The following is a 25203-nucleotide window of genomic DNA, read 5'->3' as shown; positions in this document are numbered from 1 at the left end:
AATACGATTAATGATTTCCGTTGTAATTAGAAATAAAAATCAATCTGAAGCTTTAACTTTTTTGTTGAAAAATTTAACAGAAAGGTATCTTGCTGATATTGAGGAAATCATTGTTTTAGATAATTTGTCTACAGATAATAGTAATGAAGTAGCAAAAAAGTTCGGAGCCAGATTTGTAACTATTAAAAATTATAGTTTTGGGGGCAGTGCTAACATATGTGCTAAAGAAGCTAAAAATGAAGTAGTTGTTATTTTTAGTGCACACTCTTTTCCTGTAAGTCATGACTTTTTTAAACTAATAAAAAAGAAATTTGAAGAAAACCCTAATTTAGCTGGTTTACGATGCTTACATGGAGCCAATGATTATAGAAATTTTATTAATAAAGTTTCTGCAACTGTAGACCCTAATAAATCTGGATTAATTTTTTCTGGATCTGCATTTAGTAAAAGAGTTTGGGAGAAGCATCCGTTTAAAGTAGATGTTCCTACATTTGAAGATAAAGAATGGACTAAACGTGTTTTAAAAGAAGGGTATGACATTGATTTTGTAGAATCTATATTTAGTTATGAAATCAAAAGAACCAGAAAACAGCTTTTTTTTAGGTTTAAAAATGATGTGTTGGGGAACTACCAAATTTGGCATAAGGATATAAGTTTTTTACAGGCGTCTAAGGGTTTTTTAATGTCTGTGTTTAACCTGATAAAGTATTTTTTTATTGATTTATGGTATGCCATATCGCGATATGCTTATCTAATTAAATTTATTTCTAAAAAGCCAGATAAGTTTTAATCGAAAAGAATTCCCCTAGGCTCTGCCTCGAGCCTGCCTGCCGGCAAAGGCAGGGTTTTCGTTGAAATTGTCATTCCCGTGAAATCGAAAGATTCATGAATTCATTATTATAAAATATTAAAGAATGAATAAAACGGGAATCTAAATACAGAATTTTGGTTTTTGACCTTTTAGGTCAAAACCTGTGCTCAACTTGATTGGGTATGAAACCAGCAAAATACCTCTATGACTCTGCCCCGAGGATAGTTGGTTTCAAGAAATTCTTTATTTCATAATACAGACCTAAAGTTACTTGATATAATAATTATTGAAAACGTATAAGAATAATAATTTTGATTTTTTAAGGTTTCTCTTTGCCATATTCGTGGTTATATCTCATTCGTACCCATTATCAGGCAGTAGTGAAAGTGCTCAATGGATTTATAAAGTTACCAACGGACAAATAGTCTTGGCAAGCATAGGCTTAAATGGTTTTTTTGTTATTAGTGGCTTTTTTATCTTTCAAAGTCTTCAAAGGAGTACTAATCTAAAAATCTATTTTAAGAAACGTTTTTTAAGACTTTTTCCAGGCTTATTCGTAGTGCTTTTATTGTCTGTTTTATTAGTTCCTTTTATATACGAACAAAGTATTCCGCTTTTTAGTAATGCGGAGTTTTATACTTATATACCTAATAATATGAGTTTGTATAACTTTCAGTCATCTATAAAAGGTATTTTCGACCACAATCCATATCATTCAATAAATGGTTCATTATGGACGCTTCGTTATGAGTTTTCATTATATGTCTTGCTTGCAATTTTATTCTTTTTTAGAAAAAATAAATTAATTGTAAAAATGATGCTTTTCATGTCGTTTATCATATTGTTTTTTACTTATACACTATTTTTAGATCGGTTTTCGGGTGCTTTCGTTTTTGGAATGCAAGGCTATCATATTTTGAATTTTAGTGCTTTTTTTATTTCAGGAAGTCTTTTGGCTAGCTTAGGTTTTGATAAGGTAATAAGTAAAGGAACTCTGTTTTTCACCTCCAGTATTTTTATTTCATGTTTGGTTGTATTCGTGTTAATTTATTTTAATTATTATAATAATTTTAAGCATATAATATTTCCAATTGTTATTTTGCTAATTGGGTATATGCCAATTCCAGTTTTAAAGAATTTTCAAAAAATAGGAGATTTGTCTTACGGTATTTACATTTATAGCTTCCCTATTCAACAAACACTCATGTATTTTTTTAATTTTGATCTTTATGAGTTAATAATATATTCCATTTTAGTATCGGTAACATTTGGTTATTTATCTTGGCATCTTATTGAGAAAAAAGCATTGGAATATAAAAACAAGAAGATTTTAAATTTAAAATTCCTGAATATTAAGGTTGATTAGATAGATGAATTTAAAAAAGAAAATACTTATTGTAGGTCCCATTAGTGATTTTGGAGGAAGAGAAATTGAGGCGAAAAACATTGTAGATGCTTTAACTAAAGATTTTCGAGTAGATCTTCTTTCTACCATACCAATGACAAAAAAATCTGTTGCTTTATTAGGAGATAATGTTAATAGGTGGAGTACAATCGATAAAAAAATATTTAACTCTAATATATTCATACAGCTTACAAGTATAGCATGTAAACTAATTTACAGGCGAAAAGAGCCTGCCTATAGATTTATAGGAAATAAATTAAATAGTAAGTGTTTTTCGTTTGATGAAAGGTATTTTAGTACTCTAAAGAAAGAAATAGCTAGGTATGATACAATTATATTTAGTTGTGAACTTACAACCAAATGGTTGGAAGAAGTTATAGTTTTATGTCAAGAACTAAATAGACCACTTATAGTCAGAACAACAGGTACAATAACAATTATACCAAAGGCAATAGTTAAGTTATTGAAAAATGCCAATGCTATTTTAGTGCATTCAAATTCTAATTATGAAAAATTGATTGGTGTTTCTAAAAAAAACATAAAAATTATAGACCAAACTACTTTACTAGAAGAAGACTTAATTAATATTAAAATTAATGAGGTCACTAATGGATTAATTTATGGTTATTTAGGCAGATTTTCTAAAGAAAAAGGCATTGTTGAATTGCTCAAAACTTTTGAGAATCTCAATAAAAAATTAATAGTAGCAGGTAGTGGACCACTACAAAATGAGGTGATCAGATTAACTAAAAACAATAAGTTTATAGATTGTTTAGGTGAATTATCCAGTGAGCAAATAATCGATTTTTTTAATAGAATAGATGTTTTAATCATTCCGTCGTTTGAAGAAGCTGGTCCTTTGGTTGGTATAGAAGCCATGGCAGCTGGTAAAATTATAATATCCACTCAAGTTGGTGCCATGATGGATCGTTTAGATAAGACAGATAACCAATTTTGGTTTAACATTGAAGAAGGAGCATCTTTAGTAAACACTATTTTTGAGATAGAAAATTTAAATGAAAAAATACTAGCAAATATTAGACATGAATTGAGGACTGTTTATAAAAATAAATATTCAAGAAAAACGATTGGTAAAAATTATTTAGATGCAGTTCGTAATGCTTCACTATAAAAATCTATTTAATAATTAAATATGAAGATACTCATGGTTGCCATACCAAATCATCATTTTTTTCAATGGGTGAACCAATTGAAAGAATCAGGACATGATGTCTATTGGTTTGATATTACAGATGGCGGGCCAGAAGTAGAACGTATTAATTGGGTGACTCAAATAAAAGGATGGAAGCTAAAACAAGATTATATATTTAGATCTTCTATAAAAAAACATGCACCTAAATTATATGCTTTTTTTCAGAAAATTAACGAAAGAGACACGTCTCAAGTTTTTGAAAAGACAGTAGGAGATATAAAACCTGATATAGTACATTGCTTTGAAATGAAATTATCAGGATTGCCTATATTGGATGTTATGGAACGGAATACAATACCTTTAATATATTCATCTTGGGGTAGTGATATGTTTTATTTTGAAGAGATGGGGGTAATAAAAAAACAAGTTCAGCAATTTTTTAAAAGAACAAACTATCTAATAACAGATTGTAAACGTGATTATAACATTTCAAAAAATAATGGATTTAATTCAACGTTTTTAGGAGTTTATCCTGGCAACGGCGGTTTAAAAATTAACGACTCTAAAATAAAAGACATTAATAAGCGTAACTGTATACTCATAAAAGGTTATGATGATGGTGTTGGGCAAGCCGTTAAGGTTTTACAGGCTATAGAATTACTTCAGGATACTATTCTAAATAATAAGCAAATTGTTATTTATAGTGCAGACGAATCAGTTTTAAACTTTATTAACAACTCGACTAAGTTAAAAGTATTAAATATTACTGTACATGAAAGAAGTCAATTTATTGACAATCAATTAATTTTAGAGTATATGGGGAAAAGTTGTATCCATATAGCTAATAGTATTTCAGATGGTATGCCTAATGCTCTATTAGAGGCTATGGCTATGGGGAGCTTTCCTATTCAATCTAACCCAGGAGGTGTTTCAGAAGAAATAATAACACATCATCAAAACGGGTTATTAATAAATGATCCTTTAGATATAAACGAAATATCCAGATTAATAAAATTAGCTTTAAACGATCTGGAATTAAGAAAAAAGGCGCAAGATTTTAATGTGAAATTTATAAATAAACATTACAACAGAGGAATATTACAACCTCAAATAGTAAACATTTACGAAAACATTGCAAAAACAAAAATAAATTAATGAAGCTGTCTTTTCTCATTGTTACAAAAAACAGACCAGATGATTTAAGTTTTACATTAAATAAACTAAAAAGCCTGATTGACTTGTCTTTGCATGAGGTTTTAGTTTTTATTGATGATTGTAAAACTACAGAGGCTATCGTCCATCAGTTTGATTGGGTAAATTGGACTATTTCTAAAAAACCTCTAAGCGCATCGCCTTCTAGAAGTGTCCTTTATAAAAAAGCTAAAGGAGCCGTTTTTATAGGTTTAGACGATGATGCACACCCAATAAGTGAAGGCTTTATTAATAACGTTGAAAAAGAGTTCGGTAATAACGAAAGGCTTGGTATTATAGCATTTCAGGAAGTTAGAGGTTTGTTTAAAACAGATGGTGTTGCATTACAATATGCTAAACTAAACGAATCCTATTTTACAAATGATTTTATTGGCTGTGGATTTGCTATAAGAAAGTCTGTTTATAATATTACAAATGGTTTTCCAGTTTGGATAAATATTTATGGAGAAGAGCCTGCTTTGGCTTTAGAGGTCTTAAACTTAAATTATCAAATTCTATTTTGTCATAATATTGTTGTAAATCATAGGATAGATATTGAAAAAAGAAAGTTAAAAGGTAGAAACTATTTTAGATTTGAGCAGCAACTTAGAAATTCAATACGATGTTATTTGGTCTACTATCCTAATCCTATAATAAAAATAGTAAAGCTGCTGGTTCATAATTTTGGAAAGTATGCTTTATCAGATTTTAAATATTTTAAGCTATTTTTTAAGGTATGTTTCTCGACACTTTTTCAAATATTTAACATTCTAAAATATAGGCGCCCTATTAAAAAAAGCACACTACAGCATAGATTAACATTAAGAGATTTAAAATATTAAATAGCCCTTGTTATACTATTTTAATGATGTATAAATGAGAATAATATATATGTTTCTAAGATCTTAAAACATTATGTAAATTAAATAATATTAAATTGTTTTCACTGTATAATCAATTTTTTAAAAACATCCTGTATTTTAGCATAAATAGAGTAACAAAAAGACACTAACAATAAATGAAACGCATAGGTTTTATTCCATTACGAAAAGGATCAAAAGGAATACCAAATAAAAATAAACGTAAAATGGTTGGAAGACCGTTATTCACATGGGTTTTAGGAGAAGCTATTTTCTCTAATCTTGATGTCGTTTATGTTTATACAGATGACGAAAGTATTCTTGAATTTATAGCTAAAGAATACCATTGGACAGATAAGGTGAAAGGGCTGTTAAGAAGTGACGAAAGTGCAAACGATAATGCGTCAACCGAGTTTGCCATGTTAGAATTTAGTGAATCTATAAATTACGATTTTGATACTTTTTGTTTACTACAAGCTACGTCTCCTTTTACAAAAAGAGAAGACATAAATACTTGTTTAAATAAACTAGGGAATGAATACGATTCAGCTCTAACCGTTGTAAATACGCATCGTTTTTTGTGGAACGAAAATGGAACACCTATAAATTATAATCCTCTTAAAAGGCCAAGGCGTCAGGATTTTGAGGGTTTATTAATAGAAAATGGCGCTGTTTATACTGTTACCAAAGAAGCCTTTAAAAAGAATAAAAGTAGATTAGGAGATAAAACTGCTATTGTGAAAATGGCAGACGAGTCTTTAATGGAAATTGATACAGAATCAGATTGGATTGCTATAGAAAGTTTATTAATTGAAAGGCAAAAACGAGAAAAAGAATCAAAGAAAATAACACATGTTGTTTTAGATGTTGATGGTGTTTTTACCAATGGAACAGTGGCATACACTAAAGATGGAGAGCTTTCTAAAAATTTCGATATGCGAGATGGCATGGGGCTTGAAATTTTGAGACAATTTAATGTCGAGATTATGGTAATGACGTCTGAGGATTCGCAACTCGTTGCTAAACGGATGGAAAAACTAAAAATAGAAAATGTATTTTTAGGAGTAAAAGACAAATACACGTTGCTTAACAAAATTATATTAGATAAAGGCATTGCTTTAAGTAATGTTGCTTACGTAGGTGATGATGTTAACGATCTTACAAATATTTGCAGTGTAGGTTGGTCTTTAGCACCAAATAATGCCACAAGTATTGTTAAGGAACATGCAGATATAGTACTCTCTAAAGATTCTGGAGCAGGCGCTATTCGAGAAGCTTGCCAGTTTATAATGAATTATAATAAAAGATTTTAATAAGTTCTTACATCTTATGAATACATATTTAAAGCCTTATATAATAGCAGAAATTGGATGCAATCATAAAGGAGATATAGAAATAGCAAAAGAACTCATTAAAGTAGCTAAAATATTTTGCAATGTCGATGCCGTAAAATTTCAAAAACGTAATAACAAAGAGTTATTAACAGAGGCACAATACAACCAACCGCATCCAAATCCAGCAAACTCTTATGGAGAAACTTACGGAGCGCATAGAGAGTTTTTAGAATTTAATATTAGCCAACACCGTGAATTAAAGTTATATTGTGAAGATATTGGTATCACTTATTCTACTTCAGTTTGGGATTTAACATCAGCAAAGGAAATTACATCGTTAAATCCAGAATTTATAAAAATACCATCTGCATGTAATAATAATGTTGAGATGTTGCAATGGTTGTGTGAAAACTACAAAGGCGAATTGCATATTTCAACAGGGATGACTACTAAAGACGAAATCGAAGATTTAGTAAACTTCTTTAAAAAACATAATAGAAACAAAGATCTGGTGCTTTATAATTGCACTTCGGGATACCCAGTACCTTTTGAAGATGTCTGTCTTTTAGATATCAATTTATTAAAAGAAAAGTATGAAAATGAAGTGAAATACATTGGGTTTTCCGGACATCATTTAGGAATCGCAGTAGATGTTGCTGCTTATACTTTAGGAGCAAATATTATAGAAAGGCATTATACCATAGATCGAACATGGAAAGGTACAGACCATGCAGCATCTTTAGAGCCAATGGGCTTACGAAAATTATCCAGAGATGCGAATGCGGTTTATAGAGCTTTAAAATTCAAACATCAGGATATATTACCTATTGAACAAGTACAACGCGACAAGCTAAAAAACCAAAAAGGTTAAAACTAAAATGAGTAAAAAAGTTTTCGTTTTTTTTCCAGACGGTGTTGGTTTAAGGAACTTTGCCTTTACAGATTTTAAGAGCATAGGTGAGGAAAAGGGATTTGATATTACGTATTGGAATAATACTATTTTTTCGCTAAAAGATAATTTAGATTTCGATGAAGTAAAAATTGAGGACCATACAAGTCATCCACTATTACCTTTGTATTCAAGGGCAAGAAAACGTGCAGAATTGAATGTGTCAAGAGATAAATTTAATGATGCTGTTTATCCAACGTATAAGTTTCCATTTAATTATAAAGGGCTAAAAAACATTTTTAAAAGTATATATATAAAGTGTTTAATTGGTTTATATTCGTCTGAAAAAGGAATCATTAAACTTAGAAATAAGATTAATCAATTAGAGCGTTCTGCGTCAAAATATAAGTACTGTAAAACACAATTAGAAACTCATAAACCAGATTTAATTTTTTGCACAACACAACGAGCAACACAATCTATTAGTGCTTTATTAGCGGCTAAAGATTTAGGAATTCCAACCGTAGCCTTTGTATATTCTTGGGATAATGTGCCAAAAGCTATGCAAGTAGTAGAAACCGATTATTATTGTGTATGGAGCGATTTAATGAAGAAAGAGGTACTGCAATATTATCCCTTTGTAAAAGAAGAACAAGTTTTTGTAACAGGAACACCACAATTTGAACCACATTATAATACCTCATTAAAGCAAACAAGAGACGTGTTTTTTAAGGCGTATAATTTGGATACGAATAAAAAATATATTTGCTATTCTGGGGATGATGAAACGACATCTCCTCTGGATCAATACTACTTAGAAGATTTAACAAATGCTGTTAGAAGCTTAAATGCAGAAGGTGAAAATTTAGGCATTATTTATAGAAAATGTCCTGTGGATTTTACGCCCAGATATAATGCCGTTATTGAGGCAAACAAAGATATTATTGAAGTTTTAGATCCTATTTGGAAACAAGTAGGAGGGCAATGGAACCAGATTTTGCCAACAAAAGAAGATTTTAAAATGCTATATAACGTGTGCGAACATAGTGAATTTGTAACCAATGTATGTTCATCCACAGTATTTGATTTTGTAGCACATAACAAACCTTGTATTTATTATAATTACGAACAACCACAATTAAAAAAAGGCATTCGAGATATAGGGCAGAACTATAAATATGTACACTTTAGAAGTATGCCAAGTAAAGACGCTGCGGTGTTCTGTGAAGATAAAAACCATTTAAAAGATTTAGTGAAGCAAATTTTAGATGGAAAATTATCAAATGTTGAAGCAGGGAGTAAATGGTACAAAATAGTTGTTGGTGAAAACCCCACAAAAGCATCACAACATATATGGGAAGCTATAGAATTTATTCTAAAAAAATAAAACTTAATGAGGCTTTTAAGATTTGTAGATAGACTTTACGATAAGAAGATTTCTTCAAAAGGCTTAGCCATATTTAGAATTTGTTTTGCGTTAAACCTCTTTTTTGAGGTTAATAGAATATTTAGATATAGGCATTTATATTTTGATACTGTTCCTTATTTAAATGAATCTCATATAGACTATACCATCCCATTTCTTATCTGGATGGTCGTTTTGCTATTTATAGTCTTTGGTGCTTTTACACGATTGATGACAACCTTTAACTATCTATTTGTCTTCTGGGTTTTTAATGCTGTAGGAGTTTACGAATATCATATGGATTACGTCTATTTAGGAGTATCCCTTGTAATAATTTTTACACCATTATCCAGATCAATTTCTATAGATAACTTAAGAAGGAAGATAAAACACTCAAATTCCGTACAGTTATACAAACCAGTTGAGACAACTTCAGTATTGAATTATTTTATAATAGTTTTTGTTGGTATTGCTTTGGTCTATTTTGGATCGATTTTTTATAAATTTCAATCGTTAGCTTGGATGAATGGTTTGGGGATTTGGTTGCCAGCATCAATACCTCAAGTCACTATTTTAAACGATCAATGGATCTTGAACCAAGAATATTTTATTAAGTTTTTAGGATATTTTGTGTTGGTTTTTGAAATCATTTTTCCAATTGTCTTTTTTATTAAAAAAATCAGACCATATTTTTTATTAGCCGGATTGGGATTGCACATTGGTATTTTCTTTGAGTTTCCTATACCATATTTTGCTCTAGGTTATATTGCCATTTATTTGTTAATGGTTCCTGTTGGTTTGTGGCAAATCATTATAGAAAAAATAGCATATAAAAAATCTAAGTTGCAACTTTTTTATAATGCAGAATGTCGGTTTTGTCTAAGTATGAAAATTTGCATATCACATTTCGATATTTTCAAAGCTATAGATTTTATACGTATTCAAGAAAATACTTCAAAACAAAACATATCAAGGACCTTTTATGCTATAGATAAAAAAGGAAAGCAGTTTTTAGGAAATAACGCATATAAAAAAGTAACTAGTTTAATCCCGTTTTTTTATCCAATAGCTTTACTAGCTTACATACCTGGTGTTTTTAACTTGTTAAAATTTTTGTTTAAACTAATAATATCTGACAATAGTGATCTTGAAAAGTTTACAAAGCCTTCACGTAGTCTAATAACTAATACGAATAGAAATATTTCTGATGATGATATTTTATATAAATCGATTAGTTATAGAAGTTTTAAGATAAGAACAGCCAAGGTGGTTTTTGTAGCGCTACTTTTTTTTCAATTTAGTGTGAGTTTTAGTTTTCCATTTAGTGAAAGCATAGTTATAAAAGCTGTTAAGGCAAATTCATCTTTGGAAAAACCAATTAAAAAATTAAAAAATTACAAAGACAAGGTCTTAAATAAAAATATCAGAAGATTTTTTGGTATTACTGGACATGGCGTTTTTATTGATTCACATTATAAAGGTTTTAATAAAGTTTTCAATATATCTTATCAGGGAGAACTGTTGCCGTTATATGATCAGGAAGGTATGCCAGATTATTATTTAAAAGGAGGTATATGGGCAAATTATAATTTTAGAGTAAATGGACCTTATGTTTTAGATAAACTTGATGTATTAAAGAGTGGATTGATTAGATATGCGTCCTTTTGGGCTCATAAAAATGGAATAGATCTAAATACAGCAGAATTTAAGGTACATATGAAGGATGTAAATTTAACATTTGAATGGAAAGAAAACTTTTTAAAAGAAAATTTGAGTAATCCATGGAAAGAAGCAGGTACAATAAAATGGAAAGGTAATAAAGCAAAGGTTGTTTTAAAGGACATAGATCAGTGAAAAAAAAATCACATATTATAATTGGCTCAAATAGTTTTTTAGGTAGCGTATTATCTAAAAAAATAGCCATGCTTGGTATGGATGTTCTTGGTGTCTATCATGAAAATATAGATAATTTATATAGTAAAATAGCTCACATACCTATTACTAAATTAAAAGATTTAGAAGATCATTTTGATGTGGTTTATATTATAAGTGCGTTTATCCCTAATGGCACATCTGTAAATATCGATAATAAGCTGAAAGCTGTTAATGTTGATCTGGTAAATGATTTATGCAAACAGTTTAAAAGTGCAAAAATAGTGTTTTGTTCGAGTGTTTCAGTATATAAACATACTACGAAATTAATCACAGAGAAAAGTGTTTTAGAATCGCAATCTAAATATGCTGAATCCAAGCTTAAAGGAGAAGCTATTGTAAAACAACATGATAAGTATGCTATTGTTAGAATCTCTTCTATTTATGGGGTTCATATGAAAGTAGAGACTTTCGTGCCATTAGTTATTAAAAATGCGATCATTAAAAATACGATCACATTGTTTGGAGACGGTAAGAGAAAGCAAAATTATATTCATGTTAGTGACGTTGCTAATTATTTATATTCGGCTGCAGAATATAATGGTAATGATGTTTTTTTAGCAACATCTAAAGATGAATTGTCTAATTTTGAAGTGGTTAACTTTATTAAAACATACTTGCCAGATATTAAAATTAATTTTAAAGGCATAGATAACTCAAAATCTTATCTTTATGACAATAGTTTTACTAATAAAACATTAAAAATGCTACCAGAAAAGGTGTTTAAAAAAGAAGTATTAAATTGTATTGAATGGATAAGAAAAATGTATTAATTACTGGTATTGGAGGTAATGTTGGTCAGGGCATTATAAGGAATATTAGAGCATCACAATTTAATATAAAGGTGATTGGTGCAAATGTTGAAGCCTTTTCTGCGGGCAACCATTTGTGTGATGTCTTTTATAAGGTTCCCTACGCATATGATAATGATTATATTAAAACAATCCAATCGATCGTAGAAAAAGAAGCTATAGACTTAATTCTTCCAGCAACAGATTTTGAGGTTTATTATCTTGCAAAGTATAAAAATAAAATTACTTGTGATATTGCTGTGTCAGAAGAAGAAACAGCATCGAACTATTTAGATAAATACAATACTTATTTACATTTAAGTAAATATAATATTCCTTTTGCCAGTTCATTTTTACCAAGTGAATACGATGCAAGATTTCAGAATATTATATTAAAACCAAGGAAGGGTAGAGGCTCGCGTGGGATTCAAATAAACCCAAAGGAATATAGTACATGTTCAGATAAGGACTATATGATTCAAGAACTGCACGAAGGTATAGAGATTACAACAGCTTTTTATGTAACCAAATCACAGAAATTACATGGTTTTATAACTTTTGAACGTATTTTAGAAAATGGTACAACAACGCATTGTAAGGTTATAACAAATTATGATGAAAAAATAAAAAAATTACTTCGGGAAATCATTTCTGTGTCTAAAATAAAAGGATCAGCAAATGTTCAATCTATCGTTACAAAAGAAGGCAAAATTGTCCCATTCGAAATAAATTGTCGTATTTCAGGAACCAATTCAATACGCTCCAATTTTGGTTTTAAAGATGTAGAGTATACACTTGAAGAATGGTTGTATAAAAAACCGCCTTCAAAACCTAATATAAAAAAAGGTGTAGCCACCAGGGTTTTAATGGACGTTATTTATACTGAGGTAACCGACTTTATTCATGCACAAGATAGCACAGCAAAACACCGTATTTTTTAATGAGTAAAATCAAATACATATTATTTGACGCTGCAAATACCTTAATTCATAAACCAAGTTTGTGGACAAAATATTTGCAAGTTCTTAAAGATTTTGGCTATAATGTTTCAGAAAAGGAATTGAAACAAAAACATAAGTTATTATCAGAATATATTAAGTTTCCAGATATTACCTCAAAAGAATTTTACAATTCATTTAATAAAGAGTTAATTAATGCTTTAGGAATAATTGAAACTTCAGAGTTGTTAGATTGTATATTTAATGCTTGCAAATATTTACCTTGGGAAGTTTTTGAAGATGTTAAATATATATCTAATTTTAGTTCCTGCGAATATGGCGTATTGTCAAATTTTAATTCAGGATTAACAGAGGTCTTAAAAGAAAAAATACACCATGTGAATTTTAAACATATCATTATTTCTGAAGAGGAAAAAGTGGCGAAACCTAGTATTGAATTTTATAATATAGCTTTAAAAAAAATAGGATTAAAACCTAATGAGATCTTATTTATTGGAGATTCATTAAAATTGGATATTAAGCCAGCATTAGAAGTTGGGTTTAAAGTACATTTAATAGACCGGGAACATATTTATACCGCTTCAAAATATAGAATAGAATCGTTTAAGGATATACTTATTTAATAAAATTATTGTGAATAAAAAATTGTCATTTGTAGTTCCTGTTTATTTTGAAGAAGCTGTTATTTCCAGATTTATTTTAGAAATGACAGAAGTGCTTGAAACGTTTTCATTTGATTATGAAATAGTTTTTATAGATGATGGTAGTACCGATAATACAGTTTCAATTATTAAGCAAGAGGCCTTAAGTAATTCCAGTATAAAACTTATTGAGTTATCATATAATCATGGAAAGCAAGCAGCTTTAACAGCAGGAATCACGCATGCCTCAGGAGATTATTTATTGTATATGGATCCTGATTTGCAAGATCCACCCTCAGAGATTGGACGTTTTATTACAGAAATTGAAAAGGGATACGATTTAGTTTTTGGCGTTAGAAAAGAAAAGAAGGATTCATTTATAAATAGAATATTTTCGAGAATATTTTGGGGGGTATTAAGAAAGTTCACAGGATTGAAATTACCTAAAGGGTTGGCGGTTATGCGTATTTTTAATCGAAAATTCGCAAATAAATTTTTAGAATACCAAGAACAAAACAGGTTTATTGAAGGTATTTTTATGCATATTGGGATGAAACAATCCACTATAGAAATTGATCAGCGAGAACGTTATGCGGGTACCAGTAAATTTAATTTTAAGAAAAAAATGGAATTGGCCTTTAATGCGATTTTTGATTTCTCTGAATTACCGCTAAAATTGGCAGTAAAATTAGGAGTTGCTTTTATATTAATTGGGATTATAGTACTTGCAGTTATTGTATTTCTGAAATTATATTTAGTAGACTTTCAGTCAGGCTGGCCCTCTATAATAGGTTCGCTAATTATTGCAACAGGAGTACAGTTGTTTTTTATAGGTATTGCTGCATTATACGTAGGTAAAATATATAAAGAATCTAAAGGGAGACCTTTGTTTTCAATTAAAGAACTTACTAATTTGAATGATAACACATGAAAAAATTAGCGATTATAGGCGCTGGAGATTTAGGACAACAAATAGCCTATCATGCTGCTCAAGATAATCAATTTGAAGTCGTAGGATTTTTTGATGATTTTGCTACTCCGAATACGATAATAAATCAAATCAAAGTTTTTGGTAAAGTTGAAGATGTAGAAAATGGTTTTACCAATAAGTTATTTGACGAAGTTATCATTGGAATTGGCTATAAACATTTAGGTTTTAGAGAAAAGCTATATACTTCTTTAAAAGCTGTTGTTCCCTTTGCTACATTTATACATTCATCGTGTTATATTGATGCTTCGTGTGTTGTAGGAAGTGGGGTTTGTATATTTCCAGGAGTTATTATTGACCAGCAAGCGATTATAAAAGACAACGTTTTTATTAATATAAGTTGCACCATTGCACACGATTCTATAATTGCTCAACATACATTTTTGTCACCAAGAGTTGCAATTGCTGGATTTGTAAATATTGGGAAGCGTTGTAATATAGGCATTAATTCAACCATAATAGATAATATTAATGTTGCTGATGATGTGCAGATAGGAGCTGGCACAGTCGTAATAAATCAAATAGAAAAATCAGGATTATATGTAGGTAATCCATCAAGATTTATAAGATGATCCCATTTAATAAACCATATTTAACAGGCAAAGAAACGCAGTATATAGAAGATGCTGTAAAATTAGGCAAAATATCTGGTAATGGTGATTACACAAAACGATGTCAAAATTACTTTGAAGACACTTTTGGTTTTAAAAAAGCTTTACTTACTACATCTTGTACAGATGCTTTAGAGATGTGCGCTATATTAGCAAATATTGAAAAGGGAGACGAAGTTATCATACCAAGTTTTACATTTGTTTCAACAGCACTGGCTTTTATTCGCCAAGGTGCCACCATAACTTTTGCTGATTCTTATTCTAACAATCCAAATATAGATGCTACTAAAATTGAAGCTTTAATTACTTCTAAAACAAAAGCGATAGTTGTTGTCCATTATGCTGGAGTTTCATGCGATATGGATACAATTATGAGTATTGCTGAACGGCATAACTTGTTGGTTATTGAAGATGCAGCACAAGCAATTTGTTCTAAATACAAAGGAAAAGCATTAGGGGCAATTGGTCATATGGCTACTTTTTCGTTTCATGAAACAAAAAATATTATTTCTGGAGAAGGAGGATTATTAGCAATTAATGATGACCGTTTTGTTAATAGAGCTGAAATTATTTGGGAAAAAGGCACTAATAGAGCTGAGTTTTTTAGAGGAGAAGTAAATAAATATGGATGGGTAGATACAGGATCTTCATTTTTACCTTCAGAAATTATAGCAGCATTTTTATGGGCACAGATTGAAAATTTAGAAGATATTCAAAGAAAGAGATTAGAGCATTGGAATCGTTATCAAGAATCACTAAAAGATTGGTCAGATAAGCATGATATCAAACTCATGAGCATACCAGATTACGCGACAAATAATGCCCATATGTTTTATATTATTTGCAAGTCTGAAGACCAACGATCTAAAATAATAAAACATTTAAAAGCGAATAACGTTTTGGCCGTTTTCCATTATATTAGTTTGCATTCTAGTCCATATTATCAAGCTAAATACCAGGGTAAGAAATTAACCAACAGTGATATGTTTACCAACAGATTATTAAGGTTACCAATGTTTTACGAATTGGATGTAACGGAGGTTATAAGTAAAATATTGATGTATGGATAAAATCTGGAAAATAACAGGTAATAAGAAACTATTATATGGTTTGTCTATTATAGCTTTATTAGTTTATATATTTCTAATTGCAGTAAATACTCCAAAAATTTTTGTTTTTCATAATAATGACGACTATAAAGGAGCCTTTTTAAGATTTTTAGATTTAGGCCACTATGATGCGGTTTCTGAAGGAACGACCATACTTTATAATTTATTTTTAAAAGGATTATACTGGTTTACAAATGATGTGGAGATTTCTTTTTTCTTGTTAAACTTCTTAAGCCAAATATTTTTAATTGTTTTTGGATTCTATTTTTTAAGAAAAAAAACAAAAAAAATAGATATTTACTTTATCATTCTATTTGGTCTGTATTTCTTTTTTACGATCAACTTAAAATCGTATTCAGGAGCTTCAAATGACACCTTTTTAGGTGTTTTTATTATTGTTTTACTATATGTTTTAACCCAAAGATTATTCAATAAAAAAGATCAATACATGTCTTTTGTTTTGATAGGTTTGTTACTTGCAATAGGAATTTCAATTAGAATGACTGCCCTTTTGTGGATTCTATTAGTTGCCTTTACTTTTATTATTTGGTTTGTAGATTCAAACGATAGTATACCAAAAAAGATATTAAAAATTGCCGTTGCACTTATATCATTTATAGTATTGGTGAGTGCCTTTCATTATCCTTCCTTTATAGAAAAGAATAAATTGAGTAGTTATGATAAAGCACCAAAAAATATTAATGCTAATTGGGTGCAACGAAATTATTTAGGATTAAAAAAAATTGAACAAGGTAAGGAAGCACCCAACAGAGACGCCATTTGGAAGCATACCAAATTTGATGTTGTCATAAAGTATTTAGATGAAAATGGAGAGGATAGTTTGCCTAAATCTTTTTTTGAAGTCATTAGCAGGGATCCAGTAATTGTGCTAAAAATGTTTGCCTATAATGTTGGTTTTAGCATATTGAGGTTTTTTAGATTTTGGGGATTTTTGTTCTTTTTATTACTTGTACCATTACTAAACAAAAAAATGGTATTGAAATCATTTATTAATAAAGAGAATTTAGCTTCAAATTTATTTTTGATTATTACGTTAGCGCTGTCTTTTGTATGTTTTACTTTTATAGAACATAGATGGCTTATTGGCTATGAAATTTTAATACCTGCAGCTGTATTAAGTTATATAAGTCGAAAGCCGTTTGCTGTTGATACTATGTACAAAAACACCGTTTTTTCTATGTCATTAATAGTTATTACTCTTTTTAATTTAAGAAGTATATTAAACTTAATTTTAGCTGTTTAAATAATATGGGGGAAATATTAAAAATAGGCTTCATCACATCCGAATATCCACATCCTAAAGTAAAGCATGCGGCAGGAATAGCAACGAGTATTAAAAATCTAGCTATTGCTTTGGTTAAAAAAGGTGTTGAGGTTACGGTATTTGTATATCACCAAAACGAATCTGAAATCATTGATGATAAAGGTGTGGAAATTCATCTTATTAAAAAAGAAACTTATAAACTATTTACTTGGTATTATTACAGAAAGCATATTCAGAAGTATGTAAACTTAATAGTAAATAAAAAACAAATAGAGATTTTAGAAGCGGCAGATTGGACAGGAATCACTGCTTTTATGAACTTTAAAGTTCCTTTGGTTATTAGGTTTCATGGGAGCGATGCTTATTTTTGCAAATTAGAAAACAGAAAACAAAAGTTTAAAAACTTTATGTTTGAAAAAATGGGTTTAAATAAAGCAACAGCTTTTATAGCTCCAACAACTTATGCTGGTATTGAAACTGCGAAAATCTTTGGGTTAAATAAGAATAAGATAAAAACCATTCATTACGGTTTACAATTAGAAAATTTTGTAAATAGTACTCCAGAAATTTATGATAGAAATACTATATTATACATTGGTACCATCATAAGAAAAAAAGGAGTTTTAGAATTGGCAGAAATATTTAATAAGGTATTAAAACAAAATTCAAAAGCAAAATTAACTCTTATTGGAAATGATGCTTCAGATATTAAAACGGGAGAAAAGTCTACTTATAAACTAATGGAACAAATTTTTTCTAAAGAAGCCAAAGAACGTGTTAACTATTTAGGCAAGATTCCATATTCTGAAGTTAAAGAGCATATAAAACGCACACATGTATGTACTTATCCTTCTTTTGCAGAAACTTTAGGTATGGTAACAATAGAATCTATGGCGATGCAAAAGCCAGTTGTTAATACAAGTATTGGATGGGCACAAGAACTGATAGACGATGGTATTAATGGTTACTTGGTTCATCCAACAGAGATTGATGCATATGCAAACCAATTGCTTAAATTACTCGGAGACGAAACTTTTTGTGCCCAAATGGGTAATGCGGCAAGAGAAAAAGTAGAAACACTTTTTGATATTGAAAAGAATGCAGATATTAATATTGATTATTATAAATCCATCATTTCATGATTTATTTAATACATCAAAATAATAAACCATTCAGAATTCTTAACAATGAGTTTAAAACAATTCCTTTTGAGGTTAAATCATCTATTACTAGTACTTTATTTGAATTAGCTAAATTATTTCCAGAAGAAATACTTATTTGGTGTCATGAGGCTTATATTGATAATATAAATAAAGCACAAATACCTAATGTTTTTCACCATAAACACATTTTAGCTTCATATTCTGTGTTTCATAAAAATTACATTCCAGAACATATTGGTTTTGTAGATCAATCTGTTTACCTAAAAGTTAATAAAAAAGTATGTTATCCTACTTGGTTGATGAGTAGCGATGTTGGAGGTATACATGCAGCACTTTTAAATACTGTTTTTAAGGATTTTAAAAAGCATGCTAATTTTAATTATTTCATTAACTCCTTGGCAAAAACTGGTATGTCGCAAGGCTTGTTTTGTTATTCAGAACCCCAGTTATTGTTAAACGTTCCTGAGTCTATGGCAGATAATCAAGCTTCAACGTCAGAATTATTCAGATTTGTAAAAACTCATTATAAATGGGTTTGGGGATATCTATTATTTTTGTGTTTTATAATTTATTTAAAAAAGATTCCTTTTATCCCGTTTATAAAAAGCCTGTTAATCAAAAAACAACAAGTAAATTTTGATTTTACTTCAATCCCTTTGAAATCCTCAAAACAAGTTATTGATAAAAAAGAAGTGGATGTCATTATACCTACAATAGGTCGAAAACAATATTTGTATGATGTATTAAAAGATTTATCTAAGCAAACTATTTTGCCTAAGAATGTAATCATAGTTGAACAAAACCCTCAAGAGAATGCAACCTCCAGCTTAGATTATTTAACTAATGAAGAATGGCCATTTAATATAAAGCATAAATTTATTCACCAGAGTGGGGTTTGTAATGCAAGAAATATCGCTTTGGATTTAGTGGAAAGTGAATGGACGCTTTTAGGTGATGATGATAATAGGTTTGAACCAGATTTAATTAAAAACTTATTAAAAGCAGTTGAAAAAACAGGAACCAAAGTAGGTACCACCATATATTTAAAACCAGAAGAGAAACAAACTTATTTTAAAACGTCTCAAACGCCAGTTTTTGGAGGTGGAAATAGTTTTATGAAATCCTCTTTAATAAAAGATGTGAAATTCGGTATGGAATACGAGCATAATTATGGGGAAGATATAGACTTTGGGATGCAATTACGCAATTTAGGAGAAGATATTATATATTATTCTAACATAAGAATAACGCATTTAAAAGCGCCTTTTGGAGGCTACAGAATTAAGGTTGAACATCCTTGGGATCATGAAAAATGTCAACCTAAACCTTCTCCAACAATTATGTTATTTAATCTTACGCATTTAACAAAACAACAAAACCAACTATACAAACTCTTGCTTTTTATTAAATACTATAAATCTCAATCCATTAAAAACCCGTTTAAGTATATTGCTAATATGAAGAAAGAATGGTATGTAAGCCTTCTCTGGGCAGATAAATTAAAAGAAAGATTTAATGCTTAAGATTTATACAGATACAAATTTATTAACAGAGCAAAATCGCAAGCTTGTTTTTCCGTTATTATTCGATTTATTCTATGGAAATAATGAATACCTAAGTACCTATTATAAAATTGTTAACGATATAAATAATTCAGACGTTATAGTATTGCCTTTAGAGTATGTGTATTCACTAAAGTTTTATAAGTCTACTATAGATAATATTTTAGATAAAGCAAAACAATTGGATAAGCCTATATGGGTATATTCAGGAGGCGATTTTGGCTATACATTACAAGATAAAAGTATTTTTAATTTTAGGTTGGGTGGTTTTAAAAGTAAACTGAATGAAAGAACTATTATAATACCTTCTTTTATAAATGATCCTTACCAGATTAATTTAGAAAAAGATTTTAGCCCTTTACAAAAAAATAAAATCCCAGAAATAGGCTTTGTTGGTCATGCAAAAACAGGTGTTTTAAAATACCTCAAAGAGTTTTTAGCTTTTATAAAAATAAATTTAAAAAGGATTTTAAAAAAAGAACTTAAAGATTATCAGCCTTTTTATCCATCAAGTATAAAAAGAGCAAAATATCTTAAGACTTTAAAAAAAAGTGATAAACTGAAAACCAATTTTATTTTAAGAGATACCTATAGGGCAGGAGTAAAAACAGAAATAGAGAAGCAAAAAACAACTGAAACGTTTTATCAAAATATAGTTAAAAACCCTTATACATTTTGTATTAGAGGCGCAGGGAATTTTTCAGTTAGGTTTTATGAGACTTTAGCAGTAGGAAGAATTCCTGTATTAATAAATACAGATTGTCAATTACCGTTGTCTAATAAAATTGATTGGAAAAAGCATTGTTTGATCATTGATGATGAGCAAACTAAAACCTTAGAACAACAAATTTTGAATTTTCATAAAAAAATTAATGAAGAAAATTTTATTAAACTTCAAGAAAATAATAGACTTTTATGGAACAAATATTTAAGAAGGGAGTTTTTCTTTAAACATATTCATGATGTTTTTATAAGTAAATTACAAGACGATGGTTTATCATAGTTTTTCATTAATAGTATGTACTTACATGCGTTCTGAAGCATTACTGAATTTGTTGAATTCAGTAAAAATACAATCTTTATATCCGAATGAAATATTAATTGTTGATGGCTCTACTAATAATGAAACAAAATTACTATTAGATAAAAACAACTTTGATAACTTAAAATATTTTAGGGTTGAAGATGCAGATAGAGGTTTAACGAAACAGCGTAATTACGGTATTAATTTAGTTTCAAGTACGTCTGACATTGTTTGTTTTTTAGACGATGATACTGTTTTAGTACCAGACTATTTTGAAAATATATTAAACACGTACAAATCATATCCTGAGGCATTAGGTGTTGGAGGCTATATTATTAATGAAACTAATTTTGAATTCGTAGGGGATAATTACCGCCCCAAAATTGAAGAGTTTTATTTTGATGGATGGAAACGTAAAGATAGCAAACGGTTTGTACTCAGAAAGAAATTTGGTTTAGATTGCGATTGTCCACCAGGGGTTTCACCATTATTCTCTCATGCAAGAAGTGTTAGTTTTTTGCCGCCAAGTAATAAGGTTTATGAAGTAGAATTACTAATGGGAGGCGTTTCGTCTTTTAAGAAAGATGTCTTTAAGAAACATCAATTTTCAACATTTTTTGAAGGCTATGGATTATACGAAGATGCCGATTTTTCAATTCGCGTAGCTAAAACAGGTAAATTATATTTAAATACTGCGGCTAAAGTGTACCACTATCATGAAGAATCTGGAAGACCTGATAAATATAAATATGGTAAAATGGTTGTTAAGAATGGTTACTATATTTGGCGAACTAAAAACCCTAAACCAACTTTAAAAACGAAAATTAAATGGCATGTTATTACTGTTTTATTAATTATAATTAGATTTACCAATACCTTTACTACATCTAAAAAAAAGGAAGCATTTAGTGAAGCTTTAGGAAGAACAGTAGGTTGGTTAAAAGTTTTAATAAGTTAAATAAACATATGTTTGATTATATAATACATCCAGACTCGCAGTCAAAATTAATTAAAATCACAGAGAGTTATTATTTGTTTGAAGATCAGTCTAAATTACCAGTATTTAATAGTACTCCTATTTTGTTTAGTTATGAGTCTATATTTGATGAAGCGGATATTGTTAATTCAAAAACCACGACTCAGAATAGTGCTCATTTAGATAAAACGAATCTAAAAAATTATATAAGAAGACAATTACTTCCTGCGCTTAATAAAGATTTTAATATGAATAAGCGGTATGAAGACCTTTCAAAATCGCTTCCATTAAAGAGTAAAATGTTAATTATAGGCGTTGGTGAAAAAAGTGCTTATTACAGAAAAATGTTTCCCAATTGCGATATTGTAACTTCTGATGTTCACAACCAGTTTAAACCCGATTACATTTTTGATGGTCATTTTATTCCTTTTGCTTCAGATTGTTTCGATATTGTTTTAGCAGCTCAGGTTATTGAGCATACTATAAACCCTTGGAAGTTTTGTAAGGAATTGCAAAGAGTAACAAAAGTTGGAGGGGTACTCCAAATTGAAGCACCTCAAAATTTTCCTTACCATGCAGAACCGTATGACTTTTTTAGATTTACTTATACAGGTATGAGAAGTCTATTTCCAAAATGTGACGTATTAAAAACAGAAATAACGGAAGGAAGTGCCTCTATGGTAGCAGTAGCTGTTTCAAATTATTTTGTTAACCTTAGTTCAAAAAAAATAGTTAGAAGCAGTTTTTTATTCTTAACAAGACTATTATTTGGTTGGTTAAAATATTTAGATAAACTGAGAACAAGCCTTAATAGAAGAACAGTGTCCATGCCAATAGGGTATGCCTTTACATTTAAAAAAGATGAGATAAATAGGAGGCCAAAAGAATTATTAAATGAATTCTATTCGTTAAAAAAATGAATTTTGTAATAATCACTCATGTTAAGCATATAAGGGAAGATGAACATTTTTTTGCCTATGCGCCTTATGTTCGGGAAATGAATATTTGGTTTAAATATGTTGATGAGGTTACAATTATAGCACCGCTATTAAATTCTAAAAAAAGCACTATTGATAGTGCTTACCAACATAATAATATAAATTTTAACAGGGTACCAGAAGTCGTATTTACATCACTATCAAAGTTTATAAAATCGGTTTTTAAACTTCCCATAATAATTTATACAATTTTCAAAGTTTGTAAAAAGGCAGACCATATCCACTTGCGTTGTCCTGGTAACATGGGCTTATTAGGTTGTTTAGTTCAGGTTTTATTTCCAAAAAAAGTTAAAACTGCTAAATATGCAGGAAATTGGGATCCAAAAGCAAAGCAACCAATGAGTTATCGATTTCAAAGGTGGTTGTTAAGTAGCACTTTTTTTACTAAAAATATAACTACTTTAGTTTATGGAAATTGGCCAGATCAAACTAAAAATATAAAAACCTTTTTTACGGCATCATACACAAAACAAGAAATAGTAACTCCCAAAACACGAGATTATTCAGAGACTTTAAAGTTTGTTTTTGTTGGAAGCCTAGTAATAGGTAAACGTCCTTTATTAGCTATTAAAATTGTTGAAGCATTATATAAGCAAGGAAAAAAGGTGCATTTGGATTTATATGGAGATGGTATTTTAAATGAAGAATTACAAGACTATGTTATTACTAATAAGTTAGAAGCCATTGTTAATATATTAGGGAATCAACAAAAAGAAGTCGTGAAAGAAGTATTAAAAGAAACACATTTTTTAATATTACCTTCAAAGTCTGAAGGTTGGCCAAAAGTAATTGCTGAAGCTATGTTTTTTGGTGCTATTCCAATTGCTACATCAGTTTCTTGTGTGCCTTTTATGTTAGATTATGGAGCCAGAGGGGTTTTAATAGAGCCTAATTTAGAATTAGCGGTTAATACCATTAAAAAACAATTACAAAATTTAGGGAATTTAAAATTGATGTCTGAAAAAGCATCAAGCTGGTCTCAAACCTATACTTTAGATGCTTTTGAAACAGAAATAGTTAAATTATTAAAGCCATAAATGCGCGTATTACAATTAATAGATTCTTTAAATGCTGGTGGTGCAGAACGCGTTGCAGTAAATTTAGCGAATGCATTATCTAATAAAATTGAAGCTTCTTTTTTGTGTGCCACCAGAAAGGAAGGCCTTTTAAAAGAAAACCTTTCAAATACTGTTAACTATTTGTTTTTAAATAAAACAAAAACGGTTGATGTAGGGGCAATAAAACGATTGAATAAATTTATCAAAGAAAATAAAATACAAATTATTCATGCGCATTCAACGTCGTTTTTTCTAGCAGCAATAATGAAGTTATTTAATAGGGATATTTCTATTATTTGGCATGATCATTATGGTAATAGCGATTTCTTACAGAATCGCAAATTCGATACCTTAAAGTTTTGTTCAAAATATTTTTCGCATATTTTTAGTGTTAATAGGAGTTTAGAAGCGTGGGCAAAACAAAAACTTAAAATTAAAGCCGTTTCTTATTTACCAAATTTCGCCATAATGAATAAAACTTTGGCGGTTACAGATTTAAAGTACCTTTCAGGCAAACGCATAGTCTGTTTAGCAAATTTAAGACCTCAAAAAGATCATTTCACCTTACTTAATGCTTTTAAAAAAGTGGTTGAACTGTATCCAGATTGGACGCTACATTGTGTTGGTGAAGATTTTAATGATGATTATTCCAAATCAGTAAAAAATAAAATAGATGAACTTGATTTAAATGATTCTGTTTCTATATATGGTAGTAAATCAGATGTTTTTAATATTTTAAGTCAATGCGAGATAGGTATATTGTCTTCAAAGTCTGAAGGCTTACCATTAGCATTATTAGAATATGGTTTGTCTAACTTAGCAGTTATATCAACTAAAGTTGGAGAATGTGAAACACTTATTACAAATAATGATAATGGGTTATTAGTTGAAGCAACAAAACCAGATGAATTGTCTAAAGCTATATCTTTGTATATTGAAAATGTAGAATTGAGGCATACTCATGCAAGTAATTATAATAAACATATTCTGAAAAATTATTCTGAAAAAGTACAATTACAAACTATTTTAAAAACCTACATAAACTGTATTAGCTAAAA

The 25203-nt window shown here is 29.4% G+C and carries 23 protein-coding genes; all 23 read left to right on the top strand.

Annotation, left to right across the window (positions count from 1 at the left end; translation table 11 throughout):
• Nucleotides 1-10 precede the first annotated feature (10 nt).
• Complete coding sequence (locus tag Q4Q40_RS20890) at nucleotides 11-790, top strand: glycosyltransferase family 2 protein (protein ID WP_303303980.1); 780 nt, start codon at nucleotides 11-13, stop codon at nucleotides 788-790.
• Nucleotides 791-1097: 307 nt separating this feature from the next.
• Complete coding sequence (locus Q4Q40_RS20885; RefSeq protein WP_303303979.1) at nucleotides 1098-2177, top strand: acyltransferase family protein; 1080 nt, start codon at nucleotides 1098-1100, stop codon at nucleotides 2175-2177.
• A gap of 4 nt (nucleotides 2178-2181) precedes the next feature.
• A complete protein-coding gene (locus tag Q4Q40_RS20880) occupies nucleotides 2182-3348 on the top strand; it encodes a glycosyltransferase family 4 protein (protein WP_303303978.1) in 1167 nt (388 codons plus the stop codon).
• Nucleotides 3349-3369: 21 nt separating this feature from the next.
• Complete coding sequence (locus Q4Q40_RS20875) at nucleotides 3370-4524, top strand: glycosyltransferase (RefSeq protein ID WP_303303977.1); 1155 nt, start codon at nucleotides 3370-3372, stop codon at nucleotides 4522-4524.
• Entirely contained in the window at nucleotides 4524-5402 is an 879-nt protein-coding gene (locus tag Q4Q40_RS20870) for a glycosyltransferase family 2 protein (RefSeq protein ID WP_303303976.1), read from the top strand. Before Q4Q40_RS20875 ends, Q4Q40_RS20870 begins: the two co-directional genes overlap by 1 nt.
• A gap of 176 nt (nucleotides 5403-5578) precedes the next feature.
• Nucleotides 5579-6733: an acylneuraminate cytidylyltransferase gene (locus Q4Q40_RS20865; protein ID WP_303303975.1), complete on the top strand. Its 1155-nt coding sequence runs from the start codon at nucleotides 5579-5581 to the stop codon at nucleotides 6731-6733.
• Between the two features lie 16 nt (nucleotides 6734-6749).
• Complete coding sequence (locus tag Q4Q40_RS20860; protein WP_303303974.1) at nucleotides 6750-7625, top strand: N-acetylneuraminate synthase family protein; 876 nt, start codon at nucleotides 6750-6752, stop codon at nucleotides 7623-7625.
• Nucleotides 7626-7632: 7 nt separating this feature from the next.
• A complete protein-coding gene (locus Q4Q40_RS20855) occupies nucleotides 7633-9030 on the top strand; it encodes a CDP-glycerol glycerophosphotransferase family protein (RefSeq protein ID WP_303303973.1) in 1398 nt (465 codons plus the stop codon).
• Between the two features lie 6 nt (nucleotides 9031-9036).
• Nucleotides 9037-10902, top strand: coding sequence for a hypothetical protein (locus Q4Q40_RS20850; protein WP_303303972.1), 1866 nt, complete (start codon nucleotides 9037-9039; stop codon nucleotides 10900-10902).
• Complete coding sequence (locus Q4Q40_RS20845) at nucleotides 10899-11753, top strand: NAD-dependent epimerase/dehydratase family protein (RefSeq protein WP_303303971.1); 855 nt, start codon at nucleotides 10899-10901, stop codon at nucleotides 11751-11753. Before Q4Q40_RS20850 ends, Q4Q40_RS20845 begins: the two co-directional genes overlap by 4 nt.
• On the top strand, nucleotides 11732-12712 hold the full coding sequence (locus Q4Q40_RS20840; RefSeq protein WP_303303970.1) for an ATP-grasp domain-containing protein: 981 nt from the start codon (nucleotides 11732-11734) through the stop codon (nucleotides 12710-12712). Before Q4Q40_RS20845 ends, Q4Q40_RS20840 begins: the two co-directional genes overlap by 22 nt.
• Complete coding sequence (locus tag Q4Q40_RS20835; RefSeq protein WP_303303969.1) at nucleotides 12712-13353, top strand: HAD family hydrolase; 642 nt, start codon at nucleotides 12712-12714, stop codon at nucleotides 13351-13353. The genes Q4Q40_RS20840 and Q4Q40_RS20835 overlap by 1 nt, the downstream gene beginning before the upstream one ends.
• A gap of 10 nt (nucleotides 13354-13363) precedes the next feature.
• On the top strand, nucleotides 13364-14302 hold the full coding sequence (locus Q4Q40_RS20830) for a glycosyltransferase family 2 protein (protein ID WP_303303968.1): 939 nt from the start codon (nucleotides 13364-13366) through the stop codon (nucleotides 14300-14302).
• Nucleotides 14299-14931, top strand: a complete 633-nt coding sequence (locus tag Q4Q40_RS20825) for an acetyltransferase (RefSeq protein WP_303303967.1) — start codon at nucleotides 14299-14301, stop codon at nucleotides 14929-14931. The genes Q4Q40_RS20830 and Q4Q40_RS20825 overlap by 4 nt, the downstream gene beginning before the upstream one ends.
• Nucleotides 14928-16040, top strand: coding sequence for a dTDP-4-amino-4,6-dideoxygalactose transaminase (gene rffA / locus Q4Q40_RS20820; protein ID WP_303303966.1), 1113 nt, complete (start codon nucleotides 14928-14930; stop codon nucleotides 16038-16040). Before Q4Q40_RS20825 ends, rffA begins: the two co-directional genes overlap by 4 nt.
• The gene (locus Q4Q40_RS20815; RefSeq protein ID WP_303303964.1) at nucleotides 16033-17343 is read left to right on the top strand and encodes a hypothetical protein; all 1311 of its coding nucleotides are present in this window, start codon (nucleotides 16033-16035) and stop codon (nucleotides 17341-17343) included. The genes rffA and Q4Q40_RS20815 overlap by 8 nt, the downstream gene beginning before the upstream one ends.
• 5 nt (nucleotides 17344-17348) lie before the next feature.
• Complete coding sequence (locus Q4Q40_RS20810; RefSeq protein WP_303303961.1) at nucleotides 17349-18506, top strand: glycosyltransferase family 4 protein; 1158 nt, start codon at nucleotides 17349-17351, stop codon at nucleotides 18504-18506.
• A complete protein-coding gene (locus Q4Q40_RS20805; protein ID WP_303303959.1) occupies nucleotides 18503-20050 on the top strand; it encodes a glycosyltransferase family 2 protein in 1548 nt (515 codons plus the stop codon). The genes Q4Q40_RS20810 and Q4Q40_RS20805 overlap by 4 nt, the downstream gene beginning before the upstream one ends.
• Nucleotides 20043-21092 (top strand): exostosin domain-containing protein, encoded by a 1050-nt coding sequence (locus Q4Q40_RS20800; RefSeq protein ID WP_303303957.1) that lies wholly within the window; start codon nucleotides 20043-20045, stop codon nucleotides 21090-21092. The genes Q4Q40_RS20805 and Q4Q40_RS20800 overlap by 8 nt, the downstream gene beginning before the upstream one ends.
• Nucleotides 21079-22071: a glycosyltransferase family 2 protein gene (locus Q4Q40_RS20795; RefSeq protein WP_303303956.1), complete on the top strand. Its 993-nt coding sequence runs from the start codon at nucleotides 21079-21081 to the stop codon at nucleotides 22069-22071. The genes Q4Q40_RS20800 and Q4Q40_RS20795 overlap by 14 nt, the downstream gene beginning before the upstream one ends.
• Before the next feature lie 8 nt (nucleotides 22072-22079).
• Nucleotides 22080-23009 (top strand): methyltransferase domain-containing protein, encoded by a 930-nt coding sequence (locus Q4Q40_RS20790; protein ID WP_303303955.1) that lies wholly within the window; start codon nucleotides 22080-22082, stop codon nucleotides 23007-23009.
• On the top strand, nucleotides 23006-24124 hold the full coding sequence (locus Q4Q40_RS20785; protein ID WP_303303954.1) for a glycosyltransferase family 4 protein: 1119 nt from the start codon (nucleotides 23006-23008) through the stop codon (nucleotides 24122-24124). The genes Q4Q40_RS20790 and Q4Q40_RS20785 overlap by 4 nt, the downstream gene beginning before the upstream one ends.
• Nucleotides 24125-25201 (top strand): glycosyltransferase, encoded by a 1077-nt coding sequence (locus tag Q4Q40_RS20780; protein WP_303303953.1) that lies wholly within the window; start codon nucleotides 24125-24127, stop codon nucleotides 25199-25201.
• Nucleotides 25202-25203: the final 2 nt, after the last annotated feature.

This window comes from Flavivirga jejuensis, assembly GCF_030540765.1.
In the GTDB taxonomy this organism is placed as follows: domain Bacteria; phylum Bacteroidota; class Bacteroidia; order Flavobacteriales; family Flavobacteriaceae; genus Flavivirga; species Flavivirga jejuensis.
Note: the sequence above shows the minus strand (reverse complement) of the source record. Positions and strands in the feature narration are given on the sequence as shown.